Source organism: Desulfobotulus sapovorans DSM 2055, assembly GCF_059569355.1.
Genome location: NZ_JCANVJ010000002.1, coordinates 1 through 12,548 on the forward strand (window position 1 = coordinate 1; position 12,548 = coordinate 12,548).

The following is a 12,548-nucleotide window of genomic DNA, read 5'->3' on the forward strand; positions in this document are numbered from 1 at the left end:
TAATCTTTCAGATAAATATCCTCATACTTGACATTTCTCCAGAGTCTTTCAACGAAAATGTTATCAAATGCCCGGCCACGTCCATCCATGCTGATTGCAATGTCTTCCTGTTTCAAAATCCCTGTAAATTGAAGGCTTGTGAATTGTGAACCCTGGTCACTGTTGAAAATTTCTGGCTTTCCATGGATTCGCAAAGCCTCTTCAAGGCAATCGACACAAAATGCAGTATCCATGGTATTGCTGACCCTGAAACTCAAAACCTTGCGACTGTACCAGTCCATGATTGCAACAAGATATACAAACCCATTGAGCAGGCGAATGTAAGTGATGTCCGTACTCCAGACCTGATTGGGCCTCACGATTGGCACACCCCGTAGCAGATAGGGATAAATTTTGTGGCCGGGCTTTCTGCGGCTTGTGTTTGGCCCAGGCATCATGCCGGCCAGTCCCATTTCCCGCATCAGGCGTTGGACACGTTTACGCCCCACTGCGTGACCATTTTTTTTGAGAATGTATACCATCCTCCGGCTTCCATAAAATGGCCGCTGTGTATATTCTTCGTCGATAAGACGGCTGAAAAGAAGGTCTTCTTTGTTTTCTGGTCTGGTTTTCTGCCTTGCGTAATGCGCTGCTCTGGATATACCGATCAGGCTGCATTGCGTTACAATGCACAGGTCGCACTCTGGATCTATCCAGGATTGACGTATTAAAGCAGGCTCATCCCGGATTTTTTTTTAAGCCAGTCAAGCTCCATTTTCAGCCGACCTATTTCACTATAAAGAGCATCCGGCTCCTCGTGGGCCGCAGAGGCCGATTTTGGGCCACGCTTGATTTCAAAGAGTTTTTTTGCCTGCTCCTGAATCTCTTTTTTCCAATGACCGACGGAAATGGGATGAACTCCATATTCCTGACCGATCTCATTGGCGGTTTTCATACCTCGTAAGGCCTCAATACCTACTTTGGCCTTAAATTCCGGACTGTGGGTTTTGCGCTTTTTACTCTGGCTCATTTTTACCTCCGTTCTGATGAGGTATGTAAGCTTAAACTGCTGTCTTGAAAACTGGGTCCACTATATTTTGGCAACGGCACACAACGTTGAGTCCAATGCCAGCAAAGGTGATTTCTGTATTGAGGCACCATCCAGCCACCATCAGGCCGCATCAAAAAACACTTCAGATCGGGCACCCCGCATACAGCGCAGGCCCCTGAGTTTGCAGTGCATTCTTAAAACTTCCGGATCTCCCACGGCGGTTCCGAACTGCTCTAAAAGGGTATTCATGGAAGATACAAAAACGGCAGCATCCAGGCCTAAGCGCTTGAGAAGGGGAGGGGCCTTCCGGCAGATACTTCCCCGTTTTTTGCGTTTAAGCTGTCTTCCTGTCCAGTCCACAAGTTCTGCATATTCATGGAAACCAAAGGGAATGGCAAAGGCCATATCCGTAAGATCATCAAAGGGGGCAAGGGAAGCTCTCGGTTTTTCCTGCTGACTATCCGGGGATGCATCCCGTGGTGTGACGGAAGGCTGAGAAGAACAGGTATCCGCATCCTTTGCCTTAAGGGCATCCAGCCGTTCTTTGATGGACGTAAAATCTGAAGTTTCAGGGGTTTCGGCCATACCCGCACGGACAGGGTTGAGATCCACATAGGCCATGGCTGCCAGAATGGCCTTTTCATCGAGAAGGGCCTGACTTTTGAAACGTCCCTCCCAGAATCTGCCGGAAATGCCCTCCTCCTGATTGGCTTTTCTTGCGATGGATTCATTGAGCATCCGCATGAACCACGAAACATCATAAAGGCGGCTTCGGTAGAGGCCTGCCAGCTCATTGAGCCTGAGCTGATCCGATGCGCTCAGGTCTTCGGTTTCTAAGAGGTAACGTCTCACCACATCCGGCCCCTTGAAAAGCTGTGTCCAGCGGGTGAAGACTTCACGATCCGACCAGGAAAGGGCACGATCCTCATCCACACGCAGTACGATGTGGTAGTGGTTGCTCATGACCGCATAGGCCGCGACATCAATGGAAAAGATGGCCGAAAGCTCCATGATGCGCTCTGCAATCCAGCCCCGTCGGTGGTCAAAGTCCATGCCGGACTGTTTGTCCTTGCCACAGAGAAAAGCCCTGCGGACACAGCGGCAGACGCAGTGATACCATGGGGTGCTTTCAAGACTGATGAGGGTGGAACGAGGGCAGGTCATGGAGGCACTCCTTTAAAGATATAATTTTGTTTTTAAAGGGAAAAATAGGATAAAGTGGGTGTCCTGTGGTTGTGGGCTTTACCAGAAACATCTGAAAACCCTGAAGTTTTACCAAAGGGTAAAGCCCAAAAAACCATTGAAGCCAAGGACAAAGTGGGTGTCCTGTGGTTGGTGGTGGTCAAGTGATTTCTGCATGAGTGGGCAGCGTTTCACGATAACGCTGATACAAGGACTCCGGAGCAATGTCAAAACCACATTCCCAGGCAAGGGTTGGCCATGAATCGAGGTAAAATTGCCCAAAAACAGCAGGATTTCTTAAAGGTTCGGCTTGCTGAAACTTAAAAATGAGATCCCCAAGATCCACCTCACCCGCTTCGCCCGTGTTGAATTCCAGATACAGCTTGAATTCCCCCCGATATTCAGCACTCTTTAAATAGACGGATTCTGTCATATGACCTCCTAAACCAGAGGGGCAATCTTGCGAAATTCGCCAGTATTCCAGATGTGCAGCAGCTCATCTTTGTGGATTTCAGCCCACTCCTGAACGAGCCCACGAACTTTTGCCGGTAAGTAACCCACAATAATATTCAAATCACTGATACTGATCGACGCACGGTACTCATTATAACGCACATGAAAATGTGGTGGATCATGTTCATCAAAATACATCAATATGATTATTCCGAGGAATCTTGAAATTTCAGGCATAAATTCTCCCAAGAGAGGCATAAAACATTCCAAGCGTCAGAATATAATCGGCATTATGGTTCCATCTGTCAAGCCAACAAAGGTCTTTTATAATACAGTGCGCCACCTTGATTCAAGAAAAAATAGTGCTCAAAAAAGTGCCTACACTATAAAGTCTCAGAGTAAATCTAAGTCCTACTGGGACAGCATATCACGACCCGAAAAAAATAACGAAGTGGGTGTCCTGTAGTTGACTAAGGACAAAGTGGGTGTCCTGTGGTTGTACTAATCATGTATTTAGAACGCTTTGCTCACCGGAAAATTGGGAGCGTAGCGAGTAATTTTTCCGAGTGCAGCAACTTGTTATGTATCCCACTCAGTAACACTCCCAATTTTTAATTACGGCGCGTTCATCAAACTCAACATATAACTGTTTGGCTGTAGAACTTCTTCTTTTTGCATCTGCACTTATAACGGATAGATCGCTTGATGTTCTGTAAGCTCGACTGTTTGAATTTAAATATTCCTTCCATCTCGAATCTTGAAATTTAACAGTTCTAATTTGTATAGAACTGGAATTTATAGGATTACTATGAATAGCCAAGTTCTCTCTGTATTTTTGGAGACTTTTTGACAGTAGTGCATCAAATCCAATTGCTATTGCAAAAGCATCTTTTACAAACTGGGATATGTCTGTTGAAGGCGTATCAGCCGAAGCAACATGTGCTGCTTTATGTCTTCTTTTTGCGGCATTCTCATACTGCTGAGCTAAGGAATAAGTGCCTAAGCCTAGCTGATTACAAATTCTTGTCATTTCCCGCCAAGGATCATCTATTTGAAAACTTTTAAGGATTTCACCAATAACTGTCTTATTAACATTTGAAGCCGCGTGGGCAAATGTGTGATTTGACAATGAATAATTAGCAGTGGCCGTTGACGATATTTTTAAGGCTTGTTCTTGAATGTAATCAATCTTATCAGAATACTTAGTTATTGGGTCTTTTGGAATTAATCCGAGCTGATGATTAAGTGCAGAAATAATTTCAAAGGTTGCTGCATTCTGAAGTTTTTCAGGTAGGTCTTGAAACGGAATTGAGCAACGACTCAATTCATTCATAGCCTCTGATGTTCGCTTCTTGACAAAATCTTCTAATGCTGCAAAACCAACAACAGCCAAACCATTTCTTAGCATTCTAGAAATAGCATTATGCTCAACCTCAGCTAACCCACGGTTTTGTGTCGCATCTGATTGAATTGAATTATTAAGACACCTTATTCGTTCAATGAAATCCATTTTTGCAGAGGACATATTAAACCTCTAAGGTGTTTAGCATATTATGTAGTATTGAAATTCTGTTTTTTATAGCTAAAGTATCTCCCGTAGATTGAGATACAGCCTTCAAAAATTCCTTATCTTCAGCGTATAATTTTGCTGTAGCTGCAATTACAGCCTCAGAATTTTGAGAAAGTATATTAATTCGAGCGTCATCAAGTAATGACACAGAAACCATCTGTGCATCGTATAAAGGAGCTATTAGCTGCTCTCTCCAACCACCATTATGAGGTTTTTCAAATGCACATTCGCCCCAAATCTTTTCACACGCAGCAATTGCGCGGTTAAACAAGGACTTATAATTTACCACATCAGAATCTTTATTCTCAGCCATAAAATCATCCATTCCTACTGAGATTTTTTTGCCAAATTTCTCCCAACGATGGAACATAGTCAAAAATCTAAGAACCATTTCCAAATCATCCATATTTCTATATGGAGTAGATTTTTTTGATGTTATTTTCATTTTTCTTTTTAAGAATTGATTATCTGACAATTCAAATAAAAGGTCGTTTAAGGGGCCAGAGTATGCAACATTCCTAATTTCTTGGGCTTTGAGTTTTTCGCCGCCAGTATTTAAGCGAAGAAATACTTCATACTTCAATTCGCTATCAGACTGCTTAAGCAACGTAATGACACGTATAAAGGGTCGAATAGAAAGAGCACGCTTAAGCTCTACAGGAAGGGCATCAAAAGAATAATCATTTAATTCGGGTATTTCTTTCAGGTCTTTAAGTTTAAATTTTCCTGAAAGAAATTCATAAATTGCAGTAATTCTCTGTTTACCATCTATTACTGTGTAAGTGCCATAATCGTCCTCTGATAGGTAAACTGGTGGAACTGGTACATTCAACAAAAATGATTCAATCAGTGCAGATTGCTTTTCGTGAGTCCAACGATCTCGTCTTTGGTAATGAGGAGCAATATCTATCGATTCATGTTTTACCATGTCTGCAATAGCCGATAGCGAAAAATCTGATTGCTGTGTTACTAAGCTATCCTGAGCTTTAGTAAATTTTTTAATTATGTCTTTCATTTACAGTTCCTATTATTTTTCAATTTCACACGGCTACCAGATAGAACTTTGAGATACATAACAGTGCAATAAGTGGAATTTTTCCATGTTATCCGTCCCTATATCTGGAAAATTTTCCACTTATTCTGATATTAAAGGCCAAAACATGGAAATCTCTGTTCAACCCTCGTCCGTTTATCAAAAAAATCCTGATTTTCCATGTATCCCGCTATCAAACCCCAAAACATGGAAAAAAGGCCAAAATACCATCCCCATCATTTTCAAGCTGCAAGTTTCCATGGTCAGACTTTTTCTTCCCATCCCCACAGCCAAAACGATCTTTTCCCCATATCCTACCCCTCCACCCAAGACAAGCTTTTATTTTCCCTCATCAAACTTTCCCCAACAAAAGAAGCTCTCCCCCCATGTTTTCCCGTCATAAACCGCACAGGGGCCAGTCCATGGATCTCCGGTTCCATGGGCTGAAAGCTCAAGGGATCGCGGAGCTGGCCGTGGCAGTGGATGCCGGATTCGTGGGTAAACACCCTATTACCCGTCACGGGCTTATCCGGCGGGAGAGGGCAGCCCGTAAGCCCTGCCACATGGCGGGAGAGGGGCCGCAGGGCTTTCGTGTTCACGCCATGGGGGATTTTTTTGAGGGTCAGGGCCATGACCAGCTCCTCAAGCCTTGCGTTTCCTGCCCGTTCGCCAAGGCCGTTCACCGTGAGGGACACGGCTTTGGCTCCGCTTTCAAGGGCGGTGAGGGCATTGGCTGTGGCCATGCCCAGATCATTGTGTCCGTGGAATTCCAGATCAAAGGGCGATTTTTCCTTTAGTCTTTCAATAAGCCGTAAAATTTCGAGGGGGCTTGCCACACCCACGGTGTCGGAAATGCGGATGCGGCGGATGGGAAAACTTTTCAGCTTTTCAAGAAGATCCAGCATGTCTTCCACAGGGGTGCGGGTGGCATCCTGAAAGCCGAGGCTCACCCCCTCAAAGCGGCTGAGGGCAAGGGGCAGAAGGGTTTCAAGGCGGGTTTCAAGAATGGCCTGATCCCAGCCCAGCACCCGGAGCTGACGGGTGGAGACGGGAAAGGCCATGTGAATCCGTTTCATGCCGCAGGCTTGGGCGGCTTCCAGATCCTTTTCATGGAGTCGGCACCAGCCAAAGATGCGCTCCTTGGGAAGGGATTTTGCGATGTGGCGGAGATACCGGGCTTCTTCGCCTCCCATGACGGGAATACCCGCTTCGATTTCATCCACCCCCGCATCCAGCAGCATGGATGCAAGGCGGATCTTTTCCGCCATGGAAAAGGCCAGCCCCGGTGTCTGCTCGCCGTCCCTTAAGGTGGTGTCGATGATGAGGGGCCGGAAAAGGGCAGGGCCTTTTTGTTCCATGGGGTCATCCTTTCAAAAAGAGCTTCCGTTTCAGGCCACAAGCCGGGCCACGGTGAGGGAGGCGGGTTTTTTCCGGATGGCTTCCGGATGGCCCGTCTGGGAAATCCTGCCCTGTTCGTACACAATGATGCGGCTGGACAGTTCCGCCGCCTCGTCCATGTCGTGGGTGACCATGAGGATGGGAAGGGGAAAGCTTTCCCGGATTTCCAGCAGAAAGCGCCGCATACTGAGGCGCAGCGGTCTGTCCAGAGCGGAAAAGGGCTCGTCCAGAAGCAGGAGATCCGGCTTTCGCAGCAGGGCACGGGCCAGCGCCACCCGCTGTTTCTGGCCGCCGGAGATTTCGTGGGGGTAGCGGGAGGCCAGCCCCTGAAGCCCGAAGCGATCCATGAGTTCCCGGCAGCGGTCTTCCTTTTCCCTCTGCGTCATGGCCGCCTTTCCGTAGAGGATGTTCCGGGCCACGGTCATGTGGGGAAAAAGGGCCAGATCCTGAAACACATACCCGAAGGGCCTTTTCTGGGGCGGAAGGTGGATGCCTCTTTGGGTGTCGCAGTACACTTTGTCCCGGAGGCGGATATGGCCCGCATCGGGCCGGATGAGACCTGCCAGCATCTGGAGGGTCATGGATTTGCCGGAGCCGGAAAAGCCCAGCAGACAGACAAGATCGTCCGCCATGTCCCAGGCCACATCTAAGGAAAAACCGGGTAGTTTTTTTTGGAGCCGGACTTCCAGTACGGGAGGACTCATGGCCCTTTTCCTTTCTTTGCGGTGCTGTGGTTGGCGATGTAGAGCAGCAGCCCGCAAACCAGGGTCATGAGGGCCACCATGAGGTGGGCGCTTGTCCAGTCGCCGCTGGCGCTTAAGCTGTAGATGGCGATGGGCAGGGTGTCTGTGCGGCCGGGAAGGTTGCCCGCCACCATGAGGGTGGCTCCGAATTCGCCCATGGCACGGGCAAAGGAGAGCACGGTTCCCGCAAGAATCCCCCGTGAGGAAAGGGGCAGGATAACCCGGAGGGCGGTTTCCCACTCTTGTCTCCCCAAAGTGAAGGAGGCATGGATGAGGGTGGCATCCACCGACTCCATGGCGGATCGGGCGGTTTTGATCATGAGGGGCAGGGCCACCACAAAGGAGGCCAGTACCGCCGCCTGCCAGGTGAACATGATGCTCCAGCCCGTCCATTCATAAAGGGGGCCGCCGATGAGTCCCCTGCGGCCAAAAAGAAGGATGAGGTAATACCCCGTCACCGTGGGCGGCAGCACAAGGGGCAGGGTGAGGAGCACGTCGAGAACCTCCTTTCCCCTGAAATCCCGTCTTGCCAGAAGATAGGCCAGCGGCAGCCCGAAAAGGAGCACCAGCAGGGTGGCGATGAGGGCCACCTGAAGGGAAAGACGCAGGGAAAAGAGAAAGGAAGGTTCCATATCTGTATGCTCCTGAGGCTGTTTCCGGAACTGGATATATCGTAAAGCGGATCGTTCACCCCGGCCCCCGGCTTCGGGAGCCTCAGTCAGCAGCCAGAGGGAGAGGGTGCCATATGGTGTTTCTGTTTCAGGAAATCACCTAAGGCAGCGGGCTGAAGCCGTGTTTTTCCAGAATCCGCCTGCCCTCATCGGAAAAAAGAAAGGCAATGAAGTCCGCCCCTGCTTTTTCCGAGGGGCTGTCCTTCACCAGAGCCACGGGATAGCGGATGGGGCTGTGGCTGTTTTCCGGAAGAAGGGCCAGAACCTGCACCCTGTTTTTGGCGGCAAGCACATCGCTGGCATAGACAAGCCCCGCATCCACTTCCCCCCTTGCCACATAATCCAGCACCTGCCGCACGTTTTCTCCGTAGATGAGCTTTTCCTGAAGAAGGGGGAGAAGCCCGTTTTTTTCCATGGCTTCATGGGCATAGCGGCCTGCGGGTACGCTTTTGGGGTTGCCCGTGGCGATGCGCTTGATGTCGTTGCTGCGAAGTCCTTCCAGATCCGAAGGCAGGTGTGCCGCACCAAGGGGCGCAATGAGCACCATGCGGTTGGCCACAAAATTCCTGCGGCTTTCCTTTCGGATGAGGCCGAGGCGTTCGGCCTCGGCCATGTCTTTCTGACTGGCGGAGGCAAAGAGGCCCACGGGCGCACCCCCTGCGATCTGCCCCAGAAGTACGCCCGATGCGGCGAAATTAAGGGTGCAGGGAACCCCGCTCTGTCGGGTGTAGGCGGCGCTGACGTCTTCAAATGCGTTTTTGAGGCTCATGGCGGCGGATATGGTGAGGGGGGCCGGGGATGCCGCCCCAGCCTGCCATGGAAGAAGGAGCGCCAAAGCGAAAAAAAGGATGCGGATACCGTTTTTCATGGTTTATTCCTTTTTGGGAATGGGATGGCGCAGGGCCACAAGCTGGGTGGCCTGCCATCCCGTATGGTGATAAAAAACAAGGGCCTGGGTGTTGCTGCGATCCGCAAGGAGCTGGATGCGGGTCATGCCCTGATCCCGGCACCAGCGGACGGCCTCCTGAATCAGCGCCGTGCCGATGCCCCGGCCCCGAAGCCCCTCTTTTACCACCAGATCCTCCAGAAGCCCCACCTCTCCGCCTTCCGCCGTGGAGATGAGGCGTTGCACCGTTACCATGCCGATGACCCGGTTTTCTTGTCTGGCCGCGAGCACAAGGGCATTTTTTTCACGGATCAGGGTGGAAAGGCCTGCGGCCTGTTTTGTGGCATCGGGTGTAAAATCCGCTTCCAGGGTGAAGAGACCCGCCAGCAGCTCCACCATGGCGGGGATGTCCGCATCAAGGGCTTTTTCAATGCTGAAGGCGGGCCTTTTGGATGTCATGGGGCCTGCCCCAGCGCAAGTTCCTGACAGATGGCCCCTGCCTCCATGGCATCGAGAATGGCGTCCACCGAAGCTTCGGAATCCACGTTTCCATACCAGACATTCTGGGGATAAACCACCATCACCGGGCCTTTTTCGCATTGCTTGAGGCAGCCCGTGCTCACCACCTGGGCATCCAGCCCCCGGTCGAGGATTTCTTCTTCAATATACGGTAAGAGGCTGGCAGCGCCTTTTTTGTGGCAGACCCCCTGGGGGTCGCCGGAAACGCGGAAGCTTGCGCATACAAGGATGGTGTGCTGGGGAAGGGCCATGGGAGTTCTCCTTTGAAGTTTGTTTAATAAAATTGGGTAAATTGCGTATTTGCAGGGGCAGGTCTTGTGTCTGCCCCAGCAAGGCCATTCATGCCCCGCATCCCCCTGCGCCAGCGCCGGAACAGGCCTTGAGGCTGCGGGTTTTGAGATGCATCAGAGATGCCCCGGAAAAGGCCGGGGTCAGGGCGGTCTCAATGAGTCCCTCCACTTCCGCCACATCCACGCCGGACTGGAGCAGCACGGTTTTCGGGCGCTCTCCAATGCCGCTCACAAGGAGCATACGGCAGTCGGACAGAAGGGCGGCCATGTCTTCCCACCGGGATTCGCCTCCGCCCTTTGCCGGTGTGATCCGGGTGTCCACCAGTTCAAAGTTTCCGTCCTGTTCCCGGAAGATCAGAAGACTTTCTGCCTCGCCAAGGTGCTGGTTCACAAGAATGCCCTCCCGGCTGGCCACGGCGATGAAGGGCCGTTTGGGGCTGAGGATGCGGCAGGAATCCTCCTTTGCTGGCATGTGGCTGTCCGGCAGTTTGGGCATGGCCTCGCAGGCTTTGAGTTTGGCCATGAGGGTGGGGCTTTCCTGTTCGCCAAGGCAGCCCACGGCGTCGGCCCGACAGCGGGTGCAGTGGGTCATTTGGGGCAGATGAATGGCCGAGGCCGTCCGTACCCTGTGCAGGAGATCCTTTCCCGGTTCTTCCAGATGGCCGAAGGCCGAGCCGGGGTTGGGGTAGTAGGGAATGCAGTTGAAGATATCCGCCCCAAGGGAGGCTGCGGTGCGGGCCACTTCCGGAATGTGGTCTTCGTTCACGCCGGGAATGAGGATGCTGTTCACCTTTACGGCAATGCCATGGGATTTGAGCCGGATCAGGGCTTCGCTCTGTTTTTCAAGGAGGATTTCGGAACCTTCCAGAGCCTGACGCACCCTTTTGCCGTGGCGGACCCAGGCATAGATGCGGCTTGCGATCTCAGGATCCACGGCGTTCATGGTCAGGGTCACATGGCTGACTTTGAGATCCGCCAGCTCTTCGATGTAAGGCCCGATGCCAAGGCCGTTGGTGGCAAGGCAGAGCAGGATGTCCGGATACTGCTGACGCACAAGGCGCAGGGTTTCCATGGTTTCACCGGCATTGGCAAAGGGGTCGCCGGGGCCTGCGATGCCCACCACGGAGATGTTCTTTTTTTCCGCAAACACATGGTCGAGATAGACCATCGCCTGATAGGGCGAAAGGATGCCGCTGGCCACTCCGGGGCGGCTTTCGTTGACGCAGTCGAATTTGCGGTCGCAGAAACGGCACTGGATATTGCACCGGGGAGCCACGGGCAGATGCACCCGTCCATGGGTTTTGCGTGCGGCCTTGTTGAAGCAGGGATGGTTATCAAAGATGGATGACATGGGAGCCTCCTTGAAAATTTTGGGTAAAAATGAGGGGGACAGGTTTCAGAGATAGGAAAACCCCACCCCAGTGGCCTCCTGCCGCACTTCGAGAATGGCATTGCAGATGCGCTCAAAAAGCTCCCGTGCGCCGCCATAGCCCAGGATGCGGATGGAGGGGCCGCCCACCCGGTCATGGATGGGAAAACCCACACGGATAAGCGGCGTCTTGGTTTTTCTCGCCATGGCGTAACCCTTGCTGGAGCCCATGAAAAAGTCCGGCGGATTTTCTCCGGCAAGCTTTTCCAGGGTGGCGTAATCGGCCCCTTCCACCACCTGCATGCCTTCCTGTTCTTCTTTGGACAGAAGACTTTTCAGTGCGTTTTTCAGATGACCGGAGCGGCTCCCGGATGCAGCCACAAGGGTTTTCACGCCGATTTCCGCAAGAAAAGGCACAAGAGCTGCCACCAGATCCTCATCCCCGAAGACCATGGCCTTGAGACCGGAGACAATTTTATGGCTGTCCACATAGGCATCAATGAGCCGGGAGCGTTCTTCCAGCAGCATTTTGGGAATGGCCTGCCCGCCGAGATCCTGAAGAAGGGCAAGAAAGCGGTCTGTGGCCCGGATGCCCACGGGAAGCCCCTGAAAATGCGGCGCAAGGCCGGATTTTCTGCCAAGGATTTTTAAAGGGGACACCTCCCGCAGGCTGGATGCGGCCCCCAGATGCAGGCCCGCTTTTGCTTCTGCCATGTTCTGCAAACTTTCCAGAGACACACCGCCACGGGGCAGGGTCTCGTATGCCTCCCACTTGCCGCCGTCGAGGGTGTCTGAGCTGTCCGGCACAAGGCAGGGGAAAAGCCCCATGAGCCCCACCAGATCCTTCAGATGACGCTGATCCGCAGGAGACAGCACGGAGGTGAAAAGGGGCAGAAGCTCTTCCCGCTTTCCGGCCATCTCCGAAGGGCCTTCCGGAAGAAGCTGTTCCATGAGGGCGGAAAGACTTTTCCAGTAGCCTTCCTCATGGCTGCCGCTGTAGCTGGGGGTGGAGGCAAAGACAAGCGGCGGACAGTCGGGGTTGGCTTTCCGGATTTCCTTCAGCATCATGGGCACATCGTCGCCAATGGTTTCCGAAAGGCAGGTGGAGGCAATGCCGATGATTTTTGGCCTGTACTGGCGCAGGATGTTGTCGATGGCCGTGCGCAGGTTGGCCCCGCCGCCGAAGATGGCCGTGTCCTCATGGAAGTTGGAGGAGGCGATGTCCACGGGTTCTTTGAAATGGCTGATCATGTAGCGGCGGATATAGGTGGCGCAGCCCTGGGAGCCATGGAGCAGGGGAACGCAGCCTTCCACACCCTTGAAGGCCAGAGCCGCCCCAAGGGGGGCACAGAGGCTGCATGCGTTTTCCGTGACGGGTTTCATGATTTCTTCGGAATGGAACAT

General features: G+C 51.9%; 13 protein-coding genes and 1 pseudogene. All 14 read right to left on the reverse strand.

Going from position 1 to position 12,548, the window contains the following annotated elements; translation table 11 throughout:
- Positions 1 to 1,009, reverse strand: a pseudogene (locus BR04_RS02710) (IS3 family transposase); the annotation flags it as partial.
- Between the two features lie 141 nt (positions 1,010 to 1,150).
- Positions 1,151 to 2,194: a transposase gene (locus tag BR04_RS02715; RefSeq protein WP_496354448.1), complete on the reverse strand. Its 1,044-nt coding sequence runs from the start codon at positions 2,192 to 2,194 to the stop codon at positions 1,151 to 1,153.
- A gap of 178 nt (positions 2,195 to 2,372) precedes the next feature.
- Positions 2,373 to 2,645 (reverse strand): DUF2442 domain-containing protein, encoded by a 273-nt coding sequence (locus BR04_RS02720; RefSeq protein WP_496354449.1) that lies wholly within the window; start codon positions 2,643 to 2,645, stop codon positions 2,373 to 2,375.
- Between the two features lie 8 nt (positions 2,646 to 2,653).
- A complete protein-coding gene (locus BR04_RS02725; RefSeq protein ID WP_496354450.1) occupies positions 2,654 to 2,902 on the reverse strand; it encodes a DUF4160 domain-containing protein in 249 nt (82 codons plus the stop codon).
- 355 nt (positions 2,903 to 3,257) lie between these two features.
- Positions 3,258 to 4,190 (reverse strand): HEPN domain-containing protein, encoded by a 933-nt coding sequence (locus BR04_RS02730; RefSeq protein ID WP_496354451.1) that lies wholly within the window; start codon positions 4,188 to 4,190, stop codon positions 3,258 to 3,260.
- 1 nt (position 4,191) lies between these two features.
- Positions 4,192 to 5,250, reverse strand: a complete 1,059-nt coding sequence (locus BR04_RS02735; RefSeq protein WP_496354452.1) for a DUF262 domain-containing protein — start codon at positions 5,248 to 5,250, stop codon at positions 4,192 to 4,194.
- A gap of 332 nt (positions 5,251 to 5,582) precedes the next feature.
- A complete protein-coding gene (locus BR04_RS02740) occupies positions 5,583 to 6,626 on the reverse strand; it encodes a hydroxymethylglutaryl-CoA lyase-like TIM-barrel protein (protein ID WP_496354453.1) in 1,044 nt (347 codons plus the stop codon).
- A gap of 30 nt (positions 6,627 to 6,656) precedes the next feature.
- A complete protein-coding gene (locus BR04_RS02745; RefSeq protein WP_496354454.1) occupies positions 6,657 to 7,370 on the reverse strand; it encodes an ABC transporter ATP-binding protein in 714 nt (237 codons plus the stop codon).
- A complete protein-coding gene (gene modB / locus BR04_RS02750) occupies positions 7,367 to 8,041 on the reverse strand; it encodes a molybdate ABC transporter permease subunit (RefSeq protein ID WP_496354455.1) in 675 nt (224 codons plus the stop codon). The genes BR04_RS02745 and modB overlap by 4 nt, the downstream gene beginning before the upstream one ends.
- A gap of 139 nt (positions 8,042 to 8,180) precedes the next feature.
- On the reverse strand, positions 8,181 to 8,948 hold the full coding sequence (modA, locus tag BR04_RS02755; protein ID WP_496354456.1) for a molybdate ABC transporter substrate-binding protein: 768 nt from the start codon (positions 8,946 to 8,948) through the stop codon (positions 8,181 to 8,183).
- 3 nt (positions 8,949 to 8,951) lie between these two features.
- Entirely contained in the window at positions 8,952 to 9,425 is a 474-nt protein-coding gene (locus BR04_RS02760; protein WP_496354457.1) for a GNAT family N-acetyltransferase, read from the reverse strand.
- Entirely contained in the window at positions 9,422 to 9,736 is a 315-nt protein-coding gene (locus BR04_RS02765; RefSeq protein WP_496354458.1) for a (2Fe-2S) ferredoxin domain-containing protein, read from the reverse strand. The genes BR04_RS02760 and BR04_RS02765 overlap by 4 nt, the downstream gene beginning before the upstream one ends.
- 88 nt (positions 9,737 to 9,824) lie before the next feature.
- Positions 9,825 to 11,126 carry a nitrogenase cofactor biosynthesis protein NifB gene (gene nifB, locus BR04_RS02770; protein WP_496354459.1) on the reverse strand — a complete coding sequence of 434 codons (1,302 nt, stop codon included), beginning with the start codon at positions 11,124 to 11,126 and terminating at the stop codon, positions 9,825 to 9,827.
- Between the two features lie 45 nt (positions 11,127 to 11,171).
- Positions 11,172 to 12,548, reverse strand: coding sequence for a nitrogenase component 1 (locus BR04_RS02775; RefSeq protein WP_496354460.1), 1,377 nt, complete (start codon positions 12,546 to 12,548; stop codon positions 11,172 to 11,174).